This is a genomic window from Actinomadura flavalba DSM 45200 (assembly GCF_000374305.1).
In the GTDB taxonomy this organism is placed as follows: domain Bacteria; phylum Actinomycetota; class Actinomycetes; order Streptosporangiales; family Streptosporangiaceae; genus Spirillospora; species Spirillospora flavalba.
This window is the reverse complement of record NZ_KB894095.1, coordinates 168,875-187,995: the sequence shown is the minus strand read 5'-3', so window position 1 is coordinate 187,995 and position 19,121 is coordinate 168,875. Positions and strand designations below refer to the sequence as shown.

Genomic DNA, 19,121 nt, shown 5'->3' with positions numbered 1-19,121 from the left:
TCACGTCGTCGCGTGGCCGAAGCGGGACTGGAGGTCGGCGTCGACCTCGCGCTGGTCGCGGCCCTTGGTCTCCGGGACGAAACGGGCGACGAAGAAGAGCCCGGCGAGCGAGATGGCGGCGAAGATCCAGAACGTCTCGCCCTCGCCGATGAGCTGCATGAGCGGCAGGAACAGCAGGCTCACCGCGAAGTTCGACGCCCAGTTCGTCGCCGTCGCCGCGCTCGACCCCGCGCCGCGCGCCCGGGGCGGGAAGATCTCGCCGATGATCGCCCAGAAGACCGGGCCGAGGCCGACCGCGTACACCGCGATGAACAGCACCATGAACACCAGCGTCAGCACCGACGGCCAGCCCGCCACGAACGACAGGCCCAGCAGCGCCATCGACACGGCCATGCCGGCCAGCGAGAACAGCAGCAGCGGACGGCGGCCCGCCCGGTCGATGAACCGCGTCGCGACGACCGTCATGACGAAGTTGATGACGCCGATCGCGATCGAGTAGAAGATCGCGTTCGACGCCGTCAGGCCCGTCTGCTCGATGATCGTCGGCGCGAAGTAGATGATCGTGTTGATGCCGCCGAACTGCTGGATCGCGGCGAGCAGCACGCCGACGATCAGCGCCGGACGGACGGCGGGGGAGAGCAGCGAGCGCGACTTCTGCTCCGGTCCGTGCTCTTTGGCCTCCTTGGCCTGGTTGTCCTCATAGCGGCGGATCAGTACGTCGGCCGTCGCGTCGTTGGTGACCGACGCGATGCCGCGCCGCGCCTCGGCCGTCCGGCCGCGCGAGAGCTGCCACGCCGCCGACTCCGGCACGAACCACAGCGACGCCGCCACCATCACCAGCGCCGGGACCGCGCCGACCCCGATCATCGCCCGCCAGTCGCCCGCGCCGGAGAAGATCAGGTTCGTCACGTACGCGACGAGGATGCCGACCGTGATGAGGAGCTGGTTCAGCGTCAGGACGCGGCCCCGGATCTCCTTCGGCGCGATCTCCGACAGGTAGACCGGGACGGTCGCCGACGCCGCCCCGACCGCCAGGCCGAGCACGAGCCGCGCGAGCAGCAGCGTCACGAACCCCGGCGCGACGACCGCGATGGCCGTCCCGACCAGGAACACCGCGCCCTCGATGCCGAGCGCCTTGCGGCGTCCGATGCGGTCGAGCAGCCGCCCGGACGCCAGCGCGCCGACCATCGCGCCCAGCACGAGCACGCTGACGACCGCGCCCTGCTCGAACGAGCTGAGCCCGAAGTCCTTCTTGATGAACAGCAGCGCGCCGGAGATGACGCCGGTGTCGAAGCCGAACAGGAAGCCGCCGACCGCGATGAGCACCGCCCACCGCCAGATCTTGCGCCGTCCCTCGGGAGGCACCTCGGCGAGCGGCCCGTGCTGGGACGGGGCGGTGTTGTACGCCTGCACGTGGGGTCCTCTCGCCGGGATTTCACTCCATGGCGAGAATTACCCTCCGTGATCGTCTGTATACGTCGTTGTGCGGATCAGTCACCCGGGACCGTGCGGCGGATGGCGTCGTCCACCGCGCGCTGGAACGACGTCACCAGCGACTGGATGAGCAGCGGCTTCAGCTTCCCGGCCAGCTCCAGCAGGCCCTCACGCTCCTCCGGCGGGCGGCCCCGCTCGCGGTACGGGCGCACGACCGTCTCCTGGAAGACGGCCTGGAGCTCGCCCGCGAGCGCCGTCGTGTACCGCTCGACGGCGGTGTGCGCGGCGAGCAGCGTGTCCAGCGGCATCGGCAGCCGGGCCAGCTCCGCGCCGACGCCCAGCAGCGACGGGCTGACGACCCGGACGCGGGCGCCGCCGTCCAGCCGCTCCAGGACGCCGAGCGCGGCGAGCCGGTCGAGCGCGGAGTCGTCCAGGTGGAACCCGGCGCGGCGGTCCAGGTCGCCGCGGTCCATCTCCTCGGGCTGCTCGGGCGTCCACGGTGACAGCAGCGCCCGCTGGAGCGCGATGTCCTCGGGGCGCGCGTCGTCCGGGATACGGGCGACGTGCTTCTCGATCGCGGCGAGGGTCAGGCCGAGGGCCTGGAGTTCACGGACGAGTTCGAGCCGGACGAGGTGGTCCTCGCCGTACAAGCCGGTGCGCCCGCGCAGTACCGGCGGCGGCAGCAGGCCGCGTCCGGCGTAGAAGCGGACGGTGCGGACCGAGACCCCGGCCCGCGCGGCCAGCTCGTCGATCGTGAGGTCCGTCATGCCCGCTCCCTTACGTGACAGTGCTGGTGTTACATTAGCGCTGTATCAGCGCACGCTTACAAGCAGGGAGACGCGCCGGATGGCACGCGACATCTTCACCCCCGAGCACGAGGACTTCCGCGAGACGGTGCGGGCCTTCATCGCCAAGGAGATCACCCCCCACCACGAGCAGTGGGAGAAGGACGGCGTCGTCTCCCGCGACGTGTGGCTGGCGGCGGGCCGCGCGGGACTGCTCGGCATCGACATCCCCGAGGAGTTCGGCGGCGGCGGGGACGAGGACTACCGCTACTACGTCGTCCTGAACGAGGAGTTCGCGCGCGCGGGCGTGCACGGCCCCGGCTTCTCCGTGCACAACGACATCAACGGTGGCTACCTGCGGCAGCTCGCCAACGACGAGCAGAAGAAGCGCTGGTTCCCCGGGTACTGCTCCGGCGAGCTGATCACCGGCATCGCGATGACCGAGCCCGCGGCCGGGTCCGACCTCCAGGGCATCAAGTCGACCGCGATCCTGGACGGCGACCACTACGTCCTGAACGGCTCGAAGACGTTCATCTCCAACGGCATCCTCGCCGACCTCGTCATCGTCGTCGCCAAGACCGACCCGGCGGCCGGAGCCAAGGGCGTCAGCCTGCTCGTCGTCGAACGCGGCATGGAGGGCTTCGGCCGGGGCCGCAACCTGGACAAGGTCGGCATGCACGCCCAGGACACGGCCGAGCTGTTCTTCGACAACGTCCGCGTCCCCAAGGAGAACCTGCTCGGCGAGGAGGGCATGGGCTTCATCTACCTCATGCAGAACCTCGCCCGCGAGCGCCTGTCCATCGGCGTCACGGCGCAGGCGGCGGCCGAGGCCGCGTTCGAGATGACCGTCGAGTACTGCAAGACCCGCGAGGCGTTCGGCCGCCCGATCGGCAAGTTCCAGCACAACCGCTTCACGCTCGCCGAGATGAAGACCGAACTCACCATCACCCGCACCTTCACCGACCAGTGCGTCACCAAGGAGGGCAGGGGCGAACTCTCCATCGAAGAGGCCGCCATGCTCAAGTACTGGAACACCGAACTGGTCAAGACGGTCGTGGACCGCTGCGTCCAGCTCTACGGCGGCTACGGCTACATGACCGAATACCCCATCGCCAAGGCCTACCAGGACGTCCGCATCCAAACCATCTTCGGCGGCACCACCGAGATCATGAAAGAGATCATCGGCCGCAGCATCCTGTAACGCGCCCCGACCCTCACGCGGCCTTCCGCGAGCCCGCCGACGCCACGCCGTCTGCCCACCTTCGACGGCCGTGCTCACCTGACGACAGGGGCAGGGGCTCGGTGGGCAGACGGGGTGTGGGGTCAGGGGCGGGTGGCGGCTACTCGGGCGGCGATGGCGCGGAAGGCGATGAGGTCTTCGGTCGCGGAGCTGGTGGACATGAGGGCGGTTTTGGCGATGACGACGCCGTGTTCGGGGTTGACGTAGATCTTCTGGCCGCCGAAGCCGTCGGCCCAGTAGTCGCCGTGGGTGCCGCCGCCCAGCCACCAGTGGAGGCCGTAGCCGACGCCGAGTTCACCGGCGGGCTCGTTGAAGGGCGCCGAGGGGCTGGTCGCCTGCTGGACCCAGGACGCCGGCACCACCTGGCCGGCCGGGGAGGCCCCGTTGTTGAGGTAGAGCAGGCCGAGCCGGGAGAAGTCCTCGACGGTCGCCATCATGCAGCAGTAGCCGAGCGAGCTGCCCTGGTAGTCGCGGCTGACGGTGGCGGCGGACGCCATCCCGGCCGGGTTCCAGATCTTCTGCTGGACGTACTGCGCGAACGGCGTGCCGGTGGTCTTGGTCAGCAGCCACGTCAGCACGAACGTGTTCATGCCGCTGTACACCTGCTGCGTGCCCGGCTCCCAGCCGCGGACGCGGGACTTGGCGAACTCGGTGAGCGGGTTGCCCGCCGCCGCGCCCAGGTGCGCCTGCGGGATGTCGAGCTCCTCGGTCCACTGAACGCCCGACGACATCCGCAGCAGGTTCCGGATCGACACCCCGGCGAAGCCGGACCCGTTCAGCTCGGGGAGGTAGGTGGTCACCGGGTCGTCGATCGAGGCGATGTGCCCCTCGGCGAGGGCGATGCCGACGGCCGTCCCGACGAACGACTTGGACGCCGACCACGACTGGAACCGCGTCGCCCGGCTGGAGGCGAAGTAGTGGTCGCGGACGATGGTGTTGCTGCGCCCGTCCAGTACGACCATGCCCCAGGCGCGGGTGCGGTCGTTGATGTACTGGTCGAGCGTGTAGGTGTTGCCCTGGTACTGGTACGTGACGTTCAGGTTCCGGATCGCCCGGGTGAGCGGCACGGGCTGCGGCGAGGGGGTCAGCGGGTCGGACGGCAGGATCGCCGAGATGACGTCGGGCCCGGGCGGTGACGGCGCCGCGGCGGCGGGCAGGGCGGTTCCGAGGACCAGGCTTCCGGCGGTCAGGCCGGCGATGAGGTATCTGCGCACCAACTGATCATGGTCGCGGCGCCGGGGCCCCGACTATGACTTCCGATAACAAAGTTACCGCCGCCCGTTATGGCGCCAGAAACTGGCGCATCGCGGTCCGGACGGGCTCACGTCCCGGCGGGCGGGCGGGGGATCGCATAGAGGTCGAGGACGGCGGGCGGCACGGCGATCCCGGGGCCGCCCGCGTCGATCCAGGCGGTGAGGTCGTCGAGGACGGCGTCGTCGTTGACGAGGCCGAGCCAGACGGGCCGTCCGCCCGCACGCCGGCCCGCCGCCGAGGGCTGCACCACCACGACGTTGGCCTGGGCGCAGACGTCCAGGCACTCCGAGACGCGCGTCGGCACGCGCCGCGCCAGGTCCGCGACCTGCTGGTCATGGTCGAGTCCGGGCACCTTGGACGTGCCGCAGCAGCAGCCGCGGCACACGGTCACGCGGCAGGGGACCGGCTCACCGGCAGGCACGGGAGGAACCTCCTGTCCGGGGAGATCCGCCCGGGACGGTCAATGACCGGCCCATCCTCCCATGCCGGGCATTCGCACGACGCGGGAGCGGTCAGCTCACCGGAAGCCGCAGCACGAGCCGGGCGCCGCGCGCGCCGGGTTCCTCGGCGGTGAGGACGCCGCCGTGGGCGCAGGCGATCTCGCGGGCGATGGCCAGGCCGAGGCCGGTGCCCCCGTCGCAGCGGCTGCGCGCGGTGTCCAGGCGGGTGAACCGCTCGAAGACGCGCTCGCGGTCGGCGGCGGGGATGCCGGGGCCGTCGTCGGCGACGGTCACGACCGCGTGGTCGCCGTCGCGGCGCAGGGTGACCTCCACCCGGCCGTCGGCGTGCCGCTCGGCGTTGTCCAGCAGGTTGTCCACCAGGCGGGCGACCTGCGTGGGGACGGCGTGCACCCGCAGACCCGTGGCGAGGTCGGCGGACGGGGCCGGCACGCGGGCGGCCAGGCCCTCGCGGAGCAGGTCGGACAGGTCGACCGGCTCGCGCGCGGCCGGGTCGCACGACTTGACGCGGACGAGCAGCAGCAGGTCGGTGGTGATCGCTTCCAGCCGGTCGGCGTCGCGCAGCGCGGAGTTCAGGACCTCCTTGACGTCCACATCGTCGGGGTACAGGACGGCCTCTTCGAGGTTGGCGCGCAGCCCGGCGATCGGGGTGCGCAGCTCGTGCGAGGCGTCGGCGGCGAAGGCGCGCTGCCGCTCGACGACGTCGACGAGCCGCTCCAGCACGAGGTTGACGGACGCGCCGAGCCGCGCGGCCTCGCCGTCGCCGGACGCGACGGTGACCCGGCCGCAGGCGCGGCCCGCGCCGATCGCGTCGAGTTCGGCGCGCACCCGCGCGACGGGGCGCAGTGCCCGTCCGGTGCCCCACCACGCCGTTCCGGCCGCGACGGCGACACCCGCCGCCGCGATGACGGCCGCGTCGAGCACGAGTGTGAGTGATCCGAGTAGTACGACCGCCGATCCGGCGGCAAGTAACGTGACACGCGCCCGGATCGAGCGCTGCGACACGCGCATGGACGAGAACATGACTCCCCCTCGGTCGATATATACGACCGTAGGCGCCGTCTCCCGCCCCCGTCCCCGGCGCGGCCCCAGGATGCCTCGCCTGCACAACCGGTACCGCCACCCTTAGTGACGATGACCAGTCCGACCTGCGCCGATGCACCGGCGGCCGGGTGCGGGGAAGGGTGGTGTCAGGGTGCCCGGAAGCGGCGTTGGAGGGTGGGGGAGAGGGCGAGCAGGAGGAAGGCCCAGTAGCTCAGGGCCGGGACGGCGAGGGAGAGGAGGAGGGCGACGGTGATGAGGGCGGTGGTGGCGGCGGCGCCGGTGCGGAGGGCGGCGGGCGGCGCGTCGGCGGCGTCCGGGTTCCGGGCGACCAGGAAGGCCATGGCGGTCAGCAGGGCGGAGGCGAGCAGGACCGTGCCGGTGTAGAGGGCGACGGTGAGGCGGTCGGTGCCGAAGCGGCCCGCCATCTCGGTGGGGAACGGGAGCAGGACGACCGTCAGCAGCCAGCCCAGATTGCACCAGACGAGCGGGCCCGTCAGGGCGCGGACGTGCCGGAAGAGGCGGTGATGGGCCAGCCACAGCCGCATGATGACCACGAAGCTGAGCAGGAAGACGCCGATCTGCGGCGCGCTGTCCGCGAGGACGTCGGCGGCGGTCGCGCCCTCGCCCACGACGTCGACGAGCGGCAGCACCAGCAGCGTGGCGGCGATCGCGACGATGGCGTCGGTGAACGAGACGAGCCGGTCCGGCTCTCTGACGGCGGTCACCGGGCCAATCTACGAGGCGGCCGAGCCAGGAGCCGGGACCGCCTCGTGCGTGCCACAAGTTACCGAACCGTAGGACCGGCCTCGTCGGCGTCAGCGCTGACTCGGCAGGACACAGCGCGTGTCGAGGCCGAGCACGTGGTTCAACCGGCCGAAGGCGAGCCAGGAACCGAGGCTCATGGACAGCTCGACGATCTCCCGCTGCGCGTAGTGCGCGGACATCCGCTCCCAGAACGGCTCGTCCAGCCCGTGCGGGTCGAGCGCGTACCGCTCGGCGTACTCGGCGGCGAGCCGGGTGCGGTCGTCGAAGCGGTCCGTGGTGCGCCAATCGGTGACGGCGTCGGCGAACTCCGCCTCGACCCGCTCCCCGTCGCGTTCGGTGCGCCAGTCCAGGCAGAACACGCACCCGTTGATCTGCGCGATCCGCAGCCGCGCCGCCTCGAACTCGCGCAGCCCGAGCGTCGTGTGGGCGTAGACGGCGAGCGAGAACCCGGCGGCGGCCGGGCCGATGCCGGGCACCATCTCGCCCCACACGTACTCGATGGGGTCCTTGCCGTCGGGGACGTCGATGTTCACGCCGGTCTCCTTCCGAGCCTGCCGACCGCGGGCCGCAGCGGGACGTCGAGCGCGTCGTACAGGCCGGGCGGCGCCGCGGCCAGCCACTCGATCGCGCCGACGAGCCGGCCGACGGCGGTGGCGTTGCCGCCCGCCGCGCGGTTGCCGTCCTCGTCGGTGGCCTCGACCGTCACCTCGATGCGCGGACGGCCCTCGATCACGACGCGGTGCGCGCCGTCGCCGCCGTCCGGCGCCGTCGGCCAGTCGGGCGCGCACGAATGATGGACGCGGGTGACGTGCTCGATGACGATCCGGGGTTCGCCCGCGACGATCCCCTGCACCTCGAACCGGACGGCGCCCTGCGTCCCGGCCTCGAACGCGCCCATGGTCGCGGTCTCCACGGTGACGTCGAGGGCGCGCCGGTCCACGACCTCGCGCACCTCGTCCAGCTCGACGCCGAGCCCGCGCGCGATCAACCGGACCTGCCCGCCCCACACCATCGACGGGACGGTCGGCGCGAGCATGGGCGGCGCGTAGTCCATCGGCTGGCCCATGCCGACGATGAACCGGACCGACTCCTCCTGGTCGTAGGTGGAGTAGTCGAAGATCTCCTGGCAGCGCACGACGTCCACGACCGTCCCGAGCCCGCTGACGAGCAGCGGAAGCACGTCGTTGCCCCACCCGGGGTCGACGCCGGACACGAACAGCGACCCGCCGCCGTCCTCGACGGCGGCGCGGACCGCCGCGCGCGTCGCGGCGGGAGCGTTGCGCGGGTCGTACAGTTCGTACAGCGCGGGCGTGACCACGACGGCGCCGCCCCGGACCGCCCGCAGGATGTCGGCCAGCGCCTCGTCGGGCCGCAGCTCCCCGGACGCGGCGTACACGACGGCGTCCGGCCGCGTCCCGAGCACGGCGTCCACGTCGTCGGTGGCGACGACTCCGAGCCGGCGCCCGAGCCGCGCCAGCTCACCCGCGTCCCGGCCCACCTTGCCCGGGTCCGACACGAGCACCCCGGCGAGACCGAGCCCCGGATACGCCTCCACGGCCCGCAACGCGAGCCGCCCGACGTTCCCGGTACCCCAGACGACCGTAGAGAGCATGAACAAAACCTAGCAAGCGTTAGGTTGATGGTCTAGGGCCCGTGATCATCAGATCGCCCACCGCTCCTCGTGGCCGATCGGCCGGGGCGGCGGGACGGGCTCGACGACGGCCGCACGGTCCGGTTCGGGCAGCCGCAGCAGCCGGTACATCTCCCGGCGCAGCAGCGCCGCGGCCTCGCCGGGGCGCGAGCTGAGATCACGGCGCACGGCGGCGTACGTGTCGTCGCGGTACGCGCGGGCCGCGTCGTCGAGCTGAGGACCCAGCGGGCGACTCCAGTCGATTCGCGGCGCCAGAGTGCCCAGCCGCGCGATGTGCGTGCCGGGCGCGATGTCGTCCTCGGGGAAGGCGCCGAGCGCGGCGGGCACGCCCGCCGCCAGGCCGTAGCAGGTCACCGAGCCGTGGTCGCCGAGGATTCGGTCGGCGGCGACGAGCGCCGCGCGCCAGCCCTCCTCGGGCGGCAGCAACAGGACGCCGTGGCGCAGCGCGTCCGCGCACCAGGCGAGGACCTGACGGCGCCCGTACCACGCCCAGATGTGCGGGTGCAGAGCCGCGACGATGCGGTAGCGGTCGGACGGCAGCTCCTCCGCCGCGCGCGTCAGCACGTCCGGGCACTGCCCGAACAGCGAGCCGCGCCCCCAGGTCGAGCTGACGAACACGACCCGGTGGTCGGGTCCGGCGCCCAGCGCGGTGCGGTACGCCGCCCGGTGCGGGCGGCCCGCCAGCAGCCGGTCCAGGCAGGGGTCGCCGCCGACGAACGCGACCGGAACCGCGTCGGGGCACGCGTCCTCCAGGCGGCGCAGATGCCGGTCGTGCCCGACGGCCAGCGCGGACGGCACCACCCGCCCGTTGACGACGATCCGCTCCGCGATCAGGCTCGTCACCGGCCGCGCGGCGTCGCGTCCGGCCCCGGCACCCCGATGCAGGAACTTGCCCGGCCCCGTGCCGTGCGGGACGGTCAGCACCGGCGCGTGCAGGTGCTCCAGCATGCCGTGGCTCGCCGCGACCGCCAGGTCGAACCGCGTGTGCACGGCCTGCTGCCAGGGCAGCACCAGCGCGCCCATGGCGTGCAGCAACTCGTCGAGACCGCCGGTGAACGCCGACGCCGGCGGGCGGGTGTACGCGACCGCGATCCGCGGATCGCGCTCCAGGAGCGGCAGGACGTCCCCGAGCCGCGTCGCGGCGGTGACGTGGTGGACCACCGCCAGGACGGTGCGCCGCGTGTGGACGGTCGCCTCCGTCTCCGCGTCCGGACTGAACGGTCCCCGTCGCCAGACGTCGGCGGAAGAGTGCATGCGCACGTCCTTTCGTCGCGGCCCGCAAAATTACCGAAGTGTGCCAGCGTCCGTGAGGCCGTGATCCGTCGGCTGTCGTTGCGGGGGCGGGGTGGGCTAGCGTCGGGGTATGGCGGACTTCGGGGAGATCTTTCGGGGCTTGCATGCCGGGGCGGGGCCGTTGGTGCTTCCCAACGCCTGGGACTTCGCTTCTGCGGCGGCGTTCGTCGCGGCCGGGTTCCCGGCGGTGGGGACGACGAGTCTCGGGGTGGCGGCCGTGGCCGGGAAGCCGGACGGGGCCGGGGTCACCGAGGCGGAGACGATCGGGCTGGCGGAACGGCTCGCCGCGCTGCCGGTGCCCGTCAGCGTCGACGCCGAAGGCGGGTTCGGGGACGCGCCGCGGGTCGCCGCGCGGCTCGCCGAACTCGGCATCGCGGGCATCAACCTGGAGGACTGGGGCGGAGACGCCGGACTGCTGGACACGTCCGTGTTCGCCGACCGGATCGCCCAGGTGAAGCGGTCCGCGCCGGGATTGTTCGTCAACGCCCGGACCGACGCGTTCTGGATGGACGTGCCCGACCCCCTGCCCGTCGCGCTGGAGCGCGTGCGGGCGTACGCGGCGGCGGGCGCGGACGGCGTCTTCGTGCCGAAGCTGGCCGAACCCGAGCACATCGAGGCGATCGTGCGAGCCGTCGACGTGCCGCTGAACGTGCTGTTCCTCCCCGGACGCCTGACCGTCGCCGAATTGGGGGAGCTGGGGGTGCGCCGGGTCAGTATGGGCTCGATGCCGTACCGGGTGGCGCTCGGCGCGGCCGTCGGGGCCGCGCAGGCCGTGCGGGACGGCGGAGACGTCCCGGCCGCGCCGTCCTACGCCGAGGTCGCGGAGATGCTCTCCGACGCGTGACGGACGGTAAGCGCCCGGCAGCCGTAAGCCCGGGGTGTACCTGTTCGCGATGGTGAAGCCGACCCTGGCCGTGACGACGCCGATGAATCGTGCCAGGAAGTCGAGCGCTTGGTCGAAGTGCAGCCGGGGCGTGCGACCTGCCCGTAGTGGCGGTCCGTCCGGGAGCGGCACCCGCTAGGCGCGGGTCCTGCGGGAGCGGGCGCCGCGCCGGAAAGGCGGTGCGCGGCCCGCATCGGGCCATCTCCGGCGTCTCGACCTGAAGTCAAGTGAGCGATACGGCGCCCTAGTTTATGTGCCATCGCATTCTGTGCCGTCAATCAATGGCATATACCTGTTGCGGGTGGTTCGACGGCGCGCGCCGGGAGGGTGTTCCCTTCCGGCGCGCGCCCGTGCGCACCGCCTGCCGCCGGGGCGTCCGGCGGTATCACGCCCCGTGCGAGGAGTCCCCCATGGCCGAGACCACGTTCGACCTCAGCGACCCCGGCGCCGTCCGCGCCCTGTTCGACGGCATCACCTCGCCCGACGAGCTGCGCGACATCCTCGACGCCCCCGGCGCCGACGACGCCGCCATCGACGAGTTCATCGGCATCGTCGGCACCGAGCAGTTCCTCGACCGCGTCTTCGACCTCATGTGCGCGCACTTCGCGGGCGAGCGGGCGGGCGGCGAGAGCGGCGTCGTGCAGTGGAACGTCAAGGCGCGCGGTGACAAGCACCCCTACCACCTGGAGGTCCGCGACGGCACGGCCGTCCGGCACACCGGCCCGGCCGCGTCGCCCCGCGTCACGCTGACGGTGACCGCCCCCGACCTGCTGCGCGTGTGCGCGGGCAAGCTCGCGGGCGTCCAGGCCGTCATGACCGGCAAGATGAAGCTGAGCGGCGACATGATGTGGGGCGCCAAGCTGCCCGGCTGGTTCAACATCTGACCGGCTCAGCGGCGGATCGCGGCCACCGACGCCGCGTCGCCGCCGAGCGTGACGTGCAGGTCGGCCCACGCGCGGTCGTTGCGCGTGGGCGGGCCGCCGTCGCAGTAGGGCCGCAGCCCGTTGGCCGTGTGGTAGCGCAGGACGGTCAGGTTCCGCGCCGTGCCGCCGGTCGCCGCCGGGTCGGGGGCGTGCGGCTGGTGCTCCATGCACGTCACCGGCTCGGGGGACGCGCCCGCCCGGAACGGGCCGTGGTCGTCGCCGCGCAGCAGCGCGGCCGAGCCGCCCGCGCCGAGCGCGGCCGTGACGAGTGCCGCCAGTGCGATCGTCGTTCGCTTCACGTGTGTTCCCCTCAGACGGTTCCGGTGAGGCCGCGCACCGTCAGCCCGGCGCCGACCACGACGACGAGACCGGCGGTGAGCAGCGGTGTGTGCGCGTTGAACCGGGTCGCCGTCCGGCCGAGCGGCAGGCGTTCCAGCGTGCTTTGCAGGCGGACGAACAGCAGCCCGGCGGCCGTCAGCGTCGCGGCCATCCCGAGCCCGTAGGCGAGCACGAGCGCCGCGCCGAAGACGGTGCGGCCGAGCGCGACGGCGCCGAGGAGCACGACGAGCGCGGACGGGCTGGGCACCAGCCCGCCGGTGATCCCGAGCCCGATCAACCCGCCCCGCCCGAGCCGCCCGCCCCCGTCGCCGTGCCCGTGTCCGTGTCCGTGTCCGTGGCCATGCCCGTGTCCATGGCCGTGGCCATGCCCGTGTCCGTATCCGCGCCCGCGCCCGTGCCCGTGGCCGTGCTCGTGCCCGTCTCCGTGCTCGTGGCCGTGCCCATGGCCGCCCGCGTGGCCGTGCGGGCCGACCCCGGCGCCGACCAGGACGCGTTCGGGTTCGAGCATCCGCGCCGCCGCGCGCCGTCCGCGCCACGCCGAGCGCACGAGCGTCGCGCCGATCGCCGTCACGAGCAGCCCGCTGACGACGCCGAGCGCCGCCAGCACCGACTCGCCCGTGACCGACGCCGACACGGTCAGCACCAGCCCGAGCACGAGCACACCGCCGGTGTGCGTGAGCGTGACCGTGGCCCCGACGATCAGCGCGTCCCGGACCCGCCCGCGCTTCCCGGCGATGTACGCCGCCATGACCGTTTTGCCGTGGCCGGGCAGCGCCGCGTGCGACGCCCCCAGCACGATCGCGAGCAGCACCGCCAGCAGCCCGACGCCGAACGAGAGGTCCTTCGCCCCGACGAGCGCGTTGAACCGCGCCGTGAGCGCGTTGACGGCCGACGCCACGAACCCGGCCGACGGCAGCCCCGGCAGCACGCCCGTCGACGATCCCGACCCCGGCTCCACCCGCAGCGACGCGCTCCGCACGTCCAGCGGCGAGGCCAGCAGGTCGTCGGGGTAGGCGCGCAGTTCGTCGCTGACGCTCCGCTCCGGGACGGGCGAGGCGTCGATCCGCACCCCGAGCCCGCGCGCGGTGACCTCGTGCCACCCGACCCGGTCGGCACGGAACCGGTCCGCGAACGCGACCGAGGCGGGCGCCGACAGGTCGGCGTCGGCCCGCAGCCCGCACGTGAGCCGCCCGGCCCGGAGCCCGGCCGCGCCCGGCACGTAGGCGTGCGACGACGCCGTCACCCGCCACGCGGCGGCCCGCCCGCCGACGGTGAGCGACGACGCCGCCGCCAGCGCCGCGCACTGCGTCCGCGCGTGGGCGGCGTGCCCGGCCGCGTCGATCGCGTCGCTCTCTTGGAGCGTCGGGATCTCCGCCGTGTCCACGATCGCGGTGTTCTCGACCCGGTCCGGGTAGAGCCGCAGCCCGTTGTAGTGGTTGACGGTGAAGTTCCCCAGCGGATGCGCGGGCACGGCCGCCGAGGCGGGCGCGGCGACCGCGCCGAGGGCCGCCGTGCCGAGCGCGGTGAGCAGGAGGCGTCTCATGAGGACCGTCCGAGTGCCGGGAGCCTCGGATCGAGGCGCGGGTTGATGGAGCGGGCGGCGGCGCGGTCGCCGCGCGCCCCGGCGGCGTCGCCGAGGGCGGCGCGGATCGCGGCGCGGTGCAGGTGGAAGGACGCGTTGCGCCAGCCGTGCGCGAGCGCCCGGTCGGCGTGCGGAAGGGCCTCGCGGTCGCGTCCGTTGAGGTGCAGCGCCCAGGCCAGCGCGTCCGCGACGAGCACGGACGACCGCCGCCCGGCCTCGGCCCGCGCGTGCCGCAGCGCGCCCGCCGCGTCCCCCGCGTCGGCCGCGTACTCGGACGCGGCCAGGTCGTCGGTGAGCCCGCCCCCGGCGAGCAGCCGTTCCTGCGCGCGCAGTACGGCGTCCTGCCGCGCGGCCTCCGCGCCGCGCCCGGCGGCGCGCAGAACGCCCGCGTACTCCATGAGGTACTGCGGGTGCGGCGCCCGCGCGACGAGCGCCGCGTAGCCCGCGGCGGCTCCGGCGAGGTCGCCGCGCAGCGCCCGGACCTTCGCGCGTCCCTGCGCCGCCGGGGCGGACGCGGGCTCGGCGGCAGCGGCGGCGACGTAGCGGCGGTCGGCGCCGTCCAGGTCACCGGCGTGGAACGCCAGCTCGCCCAGGTAGTACTGCGCGTACGCGACGTCGGCGGGCCGGTGGGCGACGCGCGCGGCCTGCTCCAGCAGGGTCCGCGCGGCGGCGGTGTCGCCGTGCTGCTGCGCGTCGTAGGACGCCCGGGTCAGCGCGGGCACGTCGGGCGCCAGCTCGGTCATCCGCGCGACGGCCCGCGTCGCGGCGGGCGCGTCGCCGAGCTGGGTGTAGGCGTCGGCGAGCGCGCCGTGCGCGTCGGGGCTGGACGGGCTCGCGGCGACGGCCCGCTCACCCCACCGGGCGGCCTCGCGGAAGGCGTGCCGGGCGTTGGCGAGCGCGGCCATACCGGTGAGCGCGCCGGGGTTCTCGTCCGGCGCCAGCTCCAGTGAGCGGCGGAACGCCCCTTCGGCGCGCGTGTAGTAGGAGGGGTCCAGGGTGGTGCGGGCCTCCTGCACGTAGGCGGCGCCGAGCGCGGCCCAGGTGCGGTGGTCGCGCGGCGAGTCGCGCAGGAGGCGCTGGTATCGGGGGATGGCACCGGAGGGGGCGGCGGCCTGGTCGGCGGACCGCGCGCCGTGCGGACGCCCGAGGGCGCCGATCGTCACGACCGCGGCGACGGCCGCGACCAGCGCGACGACGGCGGCGAGCAGCTTGCGTCGGTTCAGCACGAGAAGTCCCGTCGAGAGGGCACGACGGCGGCGGACGCCCGGAGACGCCCGCCGCCGCGTGGTCAGCCGGCCTTGTTGACCGCGGAGCTGTGCGGCAGCGCCACGTACGGGAACGACGTCCCGAAGGCGCGGTCGTTGGCGTTCACCGCGTCGCCGTTGGCGAGCGCCGGGACGATCCTCCCGGTGAGCGCGGCGCCCTCCAGCGCCTGCAGGCTGATGTCCAGGACGTCGTCGCCGAGGCGGCGGCCGTTCGGGAAGCCCTGCAGGTCGCCCGCCAGGACGCCGAGCCGGTTCGGCCGCCGCGTCACCGGCACGGCCATGTTGAGCCGCAGCATCTCGGCGGGCTTGAACGCCCGCGCGTTGACGTCCCTGTTGAGGAGCTGCGAGTTCAGGTCGGCCTTGATCGGGCCGGTGCGCTTGGCGACGCCGGTGAGGAAGATCTGCGACAGGTCGGTGCGGGGCGTCGCGGGCGCCTTGATCCCATAGATCTTCTGGATGAGCATCGGGACCTCGGGCTTGAGCACCCGGTCCACGAGAGGCTTGACCTTGTGGTCCTGCGACGGATCGAGCCGGTTGAAGGCGTCCTTGAGCCCGGCCGGGACGACGACCTCGTTCACCAGCGGGTTGCCGAGCCGCGACACCTGCCGGTAACCGCCGGCGGCGACCTTGCCGACGCGCACGCCGGCGCCCGCGCGGTCGGTGGTGGCCCAGACGCCGACGACGGGGTTGCGCCCGGCGTTGCCGCGCAGCGCCAGCGCCGACTTGGGCACCTGGATCGCGAGCGTGTTGACGTTGTAGCCGCGCAGGGTGTCCTGGCCGGTCTCGCTGAGGTTGCCGCCGTAGAGCAGGTCGAACACGCGCAGGTCGAGGAAGAACGAGTCGTCGGCCTGCCCCGCGTACGTGCGGCCGCCGCCGGGGACGGCGCGGACGGCCTGGGCGCGCAGCGCGCCGTAGTCCGGCATGGACGCGCGGCCGGTGTGGGACGGCGCGGCGATGGCGTCCTTGACGAGGGTGCGCGTGCCGCGCGGCGTCACCCGCTGGAGGGTGTAGCGCTGGCGGAAGAGCAGCGTGGCGTCCGTGAGGGACTTCACGGGGCCGTTGTTGTACAGGAATGTGGCGTTTCCGCGCCGGTCCTCGTTGCGGAACGTCCAGCGGTAGACGACGTCGGCCTTGCCGTCGCCATTGTTGTCGATCTTGATGTTGTATCGGGCATTCGTCGCGAACGGGTAGAAGTTCGGCCCGCCGTTGGGTTCCTGGAACGGCGTCCAGTTCGCCACGAGCGAAACGGTGCCCGGCGCGTCGGGACTCGTGAACGCGTACAGGTCGGTGTTGTCGGCCTGCGGGTCACCGGCGATGAGCGGCGCCTCCCGGTGGCTGGACGCGTTCGAGGTCGCGGGCCCGAGCGCGGCGAGCACGCCCGCCAGGACCACCAGGCCGCTGCCCGCGGCGAGGAGGACCGGCCGCTTGTTTCTGATCACGGTTTCGGAATGTCCTTCCAGTGGTGCCCGAAAAAGAAACCTTGTCCTTTTCGCGGCATAAAGGCCGGTCGTTGGATTTTGCAGACCGGCCGGGACGTGATCCTAATTCGTGGCCGGCCCGGGGCGCGGATGGGTCTTGCCGATCAATTCTTGAAGAAAGTTGTTGCGAATGGCTCGCAATAAGTTGGCCGCAGCCTTCCCGGCCCGCGCGCGCATCTCCCATGCTTCTATGGCCCACCCGGTCGTGGTTCGTGCCCCTAGGATGGTTGCGTCAACGGCGACGCCGACACGGACCAGAGACGGGTATGGACAGCTACCGAATCGACGAGCTGGCACGGCTCGCGGAGACCACCGTCCGCAACGTCCGGGCGTTCCAGGAGCGGGGGCTGCTGCCGCCCCCGACCATGCGGGGACGCACCGGCTACTACGACGACTCGCACCTGGCCCGCATCCGCGTCATCGGCAACCTCCAGGAGCGCGGGTTCACGCTCGCCAGCATCGGCGAGATGATCTCCGCTTGGGAGAGCGGCCACGACCTGTCGGACGTGCTCGGCGTCGAGAAGGTGATGACCGAGCCGTGGTCGGGCGAGGAGCCCGCCTACCTCTCGATCGCCGAGGTCGTGACCGCGTTCGTCCCCGACCTCGGCGAGGCCGACTTCGCGGGCCGCTCGCCGGACGTGTTCCCGATGCTCTCGCGCGCCGAGCAGCTCGGGTTCCTGCGCTGGTCCGGCGACCGTTTCGAGGTGCCGAGCCCGACGCTGTTCCAGGTCGGCGTCGACCTGCACGCGTCCGGCGTCCCGCTGTCGGTGATCTTCACGATCGCCGAGCACCTGCGCCGCGACTGCGACACGATCGCCGAGCGCTTCGTGGAACTGGCCGTCGAACAGGCCGACCTGCAAGATCCGGCCACGCTCAGCGGACGCTCCGACCTGCCCGAGGTGGGCCAGCTCATCCAGCGGCTGCGGCCGCTCGGCGTGCTTGCGGTGCAGGGGATGCTCGCGCAGGCGCTGCACGCCCGGATTCAGTCGGCGTTCAGTGACCGGATCGAGGACATCGTCCGGTTCCGGGCGAACCCGCCGGCCGCCCAGTCCTGATCCGCGAGCCCGGCTGACGGTGCCACACATTCGTGGGACATGAAATTGCGTCATGTCTGGACGCGATCGAGCCCTGGGCGCTTTGTATGCCCACAGGCGATTATGGATGTTTGAGACCTCGTAGACCGGCGTTGTCGCTGTTGTGAACGCTGTGTCGTGATTGAACTTCGTTCAGTGAGGTTCTGGGGCGTTTTGGCCATATGATCGGCGGTACAAGGCCGATGTCGCCTCCGTGATGGAGGTGCATCTTGTCCTCGTTTGTGGCGGAGGTGTATTGACAAAGCACTCCCGCCCCTCTCATCGTATGGTCCATAGATCTATGGAACATAGATTGGCGGTGTTGCACCCGTGGTCGGCACGCACGAACTCGACGGCACCGGCTGCGCCCGGTCACCGGTCGCAGCACCCCCCACGACGGCGCCGGTTCCGGGCCCCCGTCCGGACCCCGACGACGAGAGCGCCTCGGCACGCGTCGCCGCCCTGCTCGCCGAGGTCGCCCCCGGCATCACCCGCGAGGCCGCGGCCACCGTCCGCCGCGAGGTGCCCGCCTACGCCGGCGTCCCCGACGACGCGGGGCTGGAGACGGCCGTCGGCATCGGCGTCGGCCACTTCGTCGACCTCATCTCCCGCCCGCACGCCGACGAGACCGCCGTCCTGGCGTTCTTCACCCGGCTCGGCGCCGACGAGACCCGCGCCGGACGCGGCCTGCTCGTCCTCCAGAACGCCGTGAACGTCGCCGCGCGCGTCCTCGTCCGGCACCTCACCCGCGCCCTGGCCCCCTGGGACCTCATCTCCACCGCCGCCTACGGCCGGGTGATCGAGGAGGTCTTCCCGTTCGTCAACCGGATCATGGCGGCGGCGGCACGCGGCCACGAGCAGGCGCGCGGCGGCGAGGACGCCCGCGACCTCGACCAGGCCCGCCGGATGCTGCTCGCCGCGCTGACCGCCGAGGCCGAGCCGTCCGCCGAGGACCTGGCGCGGCTGGCCCGCGCCGCGCGCTGGACCGTCCCGTCCACGGTCGCCGTCGTCGTGCTCGCCGCCGGGGACGAGCCGCCGCGCCGCCCGCAGGGCCTCGCCCCCGACGTGCTGGACGGCCTCGACCTCACCGACCCGTGCCTCATCGTCCCCGACCCCGACGGGCCCGGCCGCCGCGCCCGGCTGCGGGCGGCGCTGACGGGGCTGCCCGCAGCGCTCGGCCCGACCGTCCCGGCGGCCCGCGCCGCCCGCTCGCTGGCCTGGGCGCGCCGCACGCTCGACCTCGCCGGACAGGGCAGCGTCGGCGGCGACGGCCTGCTGGAGGCGACCGACCACATGCCGACGCTGGTCATCCTCCAGGACCCCGAGCTGGTCACCCACATCGCCGTCCGGCGGCTGGCGCCGCTCCGCGAGCTGCGCCCCGGCAAGCGCCACGCCTACGCCGACACGCTGCGCGCCGTCATGGAGCACAGCTTCAACGCCCAGGCCGCCGCCGAACGCCTGCTCGTCCACCCGCAGACGATCCGCACCCGCATGCGCCGCCTGGACGAACTCTTCCAGGGCTCCTTCCACGACCCCGACCTGCACCTGGAGTTCCTCATCGTGCTGCGGGCCTGGCTCGACGCCGCCGCCCCCGACACCGACCCCCCGTGGTTCACCCCGGCCCCGTCCCGCCCCGGCGCTCGCTGACGCGGGT

General features: G+C 73.1%; 17 protein-coding genes and 2 pseudogenes. 5 read left to right on the top strand and 14 right to left on the bottom strand.

Annotated features, from left to right (window positions below):
• Together C229_RS0114060 and C229_RS0114055 are read right to left on the bottom strand one after the other, a co-directional pair.
• Positions 1-1,413 carry a sugar porter family MFS transporter gene (locus tag C229_RS0114060; protein WP_018655712.1) on the bottom strand — a complete coding sequence of 471 codons (1,413 nt, stop codon included), beginning with the start codon at positions 1,411-1,413 and terminating at the stop codon, positions 1-3.
• Positions 1,414-1,490: 77 nt separating this feature from the next.
• Positions 1,491-2,201 carry a MerR family transcriptional regulator gene (locus tag C229_RS0114055; RefSeq protein ID WP_018655711.1) on the bottom strand — a complete coding sequence of 237 codons (711 nt, stop codon included), beginning with the start codon at positions 2,199-2,201 and terminating at the stop codon, positions 1,491-1,493.
• A 79-nt stretch (positions 2,202-2,280) separates the two neighbouring features.
• Between C229_RS0114055 and C229_RS0114050 the strand changes: the two genes are divergently transcribed.
• Positions 2,281-3,420 carry an acyl-CoA dehydrogenase family protein gene (locus tag C229_RS0114050; RefSeq protein ID WP_018655710.1) on the top strand — a complete coding sequence of 380 codons (1,140 nt, stop codon included), beginning with the start codon at positions 2,281-2,283 and terminating at the stop codon, positions 3,418-3,420.
• Between the two features lie 122 nt (positions 3,421-3,542).
• Here the strand turns inward: C229_RS0114050 and C229_RS0114045 are convergent, their stop codons facing one another.
• The 8 genes and pseudogenes from C229_RS0114045 to C229_RS0114015 form a co-directional block, all read right to left on the bottom strand.
• On the bottom strand, positions 3,543-4,673 hold the full coding sequence (locus C229_RS0114045; protein ID WP_018655709.1) for a serine hydrolase domain-containing protein: 1,131 nt from the start codon (positions 4,671-4,673) through the stop codon (positions 3,543-3,545).
• A gap of 107 nt (positions 4,674-4,780) precedes the next feature.
• Complete coding sequence (locus tag C229_RS30530) at positions 4,781-5,134, bottom strand: hypothetical protein (RefSeq protein WP_033424350.1); 354 nt, start codon at positions 5,132-5,134, stop codon at positions 4,781-4,783.
• 91 nt (positions 5,135-5,225) lie between these two features.
• Positions 5,226-5,609, bottom strand: a pseudogene (locus C229_RS36145) (sensor histidine kinase); the annotation flags it as partial.
• 75 nt (positions 5,610-5,684) lie between these two features.
• Positions 5,685-6,182, bottom strand: a pseudogene (locus tag C229_RS36140) (histidine kinase dimerization/phospho-acceptor domain-containing protein); the annotation flags it as partial.
• A 179-nt stretch (positions 6,183-6,361) separates the two neighbouring features.
• Positions 6,362-6,940, bottom strand: coding sequence for a TMEM175 family protein (locus C229_RS0114030; RefSeq protein WP_018655706.1), 579 nt, complete (start codon positions 6,938-6,940; stop codon positions 6,362-6,364).
• 90 nt (positions 6,941-7,030) lie between these two features.
• Positions 7,031-7,513: a carboxymuconolactone decarboxylase family protein gene (locus C229_RS0114025; RefSeq protein WP_018655705.1), complete on the bottom strand. Its 483-nt coding sequence runs from the start codon at positions 7,511-7,513 to the stop codon at positions 7,031-7,033.
• Positions 7,510-8,592, bottom strand: coding sequence for an NAD(P)H-dependent amine dehydrogenase family protein (locus tag C229_RS0114020; RefSeq protein WP_026313785.1), 1,083 nt, complete (start codon positions 8,590-8,592; stop codon positions 7,510-7,512). Before C229_RS0114020 ends, C229_RS0114025 begins: the two co-directional genes overlap by 4 nt.
• Before the next feature lie 48 nt (positions 8,593-8,640).
• Entirely contained in the window at positions 8,641-9,885 is a 1,245-nt protein-coding gene (locus tag C229_RS0114015) for a hypothetical protein (RefSeq protein WP_018655703.1), read from the bottom strand.
• 109 nt (positions 9,886-9,994) lie between these two features.
• Here C229_RS0114015 and C229_RS0114010 point away from each other — a divergent pair, with 109 nt between their 5' ends.
• Complete coding sequence (locus C229_RS0114010) at positions 9,995-10,768, top strand: isocitrate lyase/PEP mutase family protein (RefSeq protein ID WP_033424349.1); 774 nt, start codon at positions 9,995-9,997, stop codon at positions 10,766-10,768.
• Positions 10,769-11,217: 449 nt separating this feature from the next.
• The gene (locus C229_RS0114005; RefSeq protein ID WP_018655701.1) at positions 11,218-11,691 is read left to right on the top strand and encodes an SCP2 sterol-binding domain-containing protein; all 474 of its coding nucleotides are present in this window, start codon (positions 11,218-11,220) and stop codon (positions 11,689-11,691) included.
• Between the two features lie 5 nt (positions 11,692-11,696).
• On the opposite strand, the gene C229_RS32875 is transcribed toward C229_RS0114005, so the two are convergent.
• The 4 genes from C229_RS32875 to C229_RS0113985 all read right to left on the bottom strand — a co-directional run bounded on the left by C229_RS32875 (position 11,697) and on the right by C229_RS0113985 (position 16,355).
• On the bottom strand, positions 11,697-12,029 hold the full coding sequence (locus C229_RS32875; protein ID WP_018655700.1) for a hypothetical protein: 333 nt from the start codon (positions 12,027-12,029) through the stop codon (positions 11,697-11,699).
• Between the two features lie 11 nt (positions 12,030-12,040).
• A complete protein-coding gene (locus C229_RS0113995; protein WP_018655699.1) occupies positions 12,041-13,612 on the bottom strand; it encodes a hypothetical protein in 1,572 nt (523 codons plus the stop codon).
• Entirely contained in the window at positions 13,609-14,877 is a 1,269-nt protein-coding gene (locus C229_RS30515) for a tetratricopeptide repeat protein (RefSeq protein ID WP_018655698.1), read from the bottom strand. Before C229_RS30515 ends, C229_RS0113995 begins: the two co-directional genes overlap by 4 nt.
• Positions 14,878-14,939: 62 nt before the next feature.
• The gene (locus C229_RS0113985) at positions 14,940-16,355 is read right to left on the bottom strand and encodes a DUF4331 domain-containing protein (RefSeq protein ID WP_018655697.1); all 1,416 of its coding nucleotides are present in this window, start codon (positions 16,353-16,355) and stop codon (positions 14,940-14,942) included.
• A 305-nt stretch (positions 16,356-16,660) separates the two neighbouring features.
• On the opposite strand from C229_RS0113985, the gene C229_RS0113980 reads away from it, so the two are divergent.
• Together C229_RS0113980 and C229_RS0113975 are read left to right on the top strand one after the other, a co-directional pair.
• Positions 16,661-17,449: a MerR family transcriptional regulator gene (locus C229_RS0113980; protein ID WP_018655696.1), complete on the top strand. Its 789-nt coding sequence runs from the start codon at positions 16,661-16,663 to the stop codon at positions 17,447-17,449.
• Between the two features lie 348 nt (positions 17,450-17,797).
• Complete coding sequence (locus tag C229_RS0113975; protein WP_018655695.1) at positions 17,798-19,114, top strand: RsbRD N-terminal domain-containing protein; 1,317 nt, start codon at positions 17,798-17,800, stop codon at positions 19,112-19,114.
• The last annotated feature ends 7 nt before the right edge of the window (positions 19,115-19,121 follow it).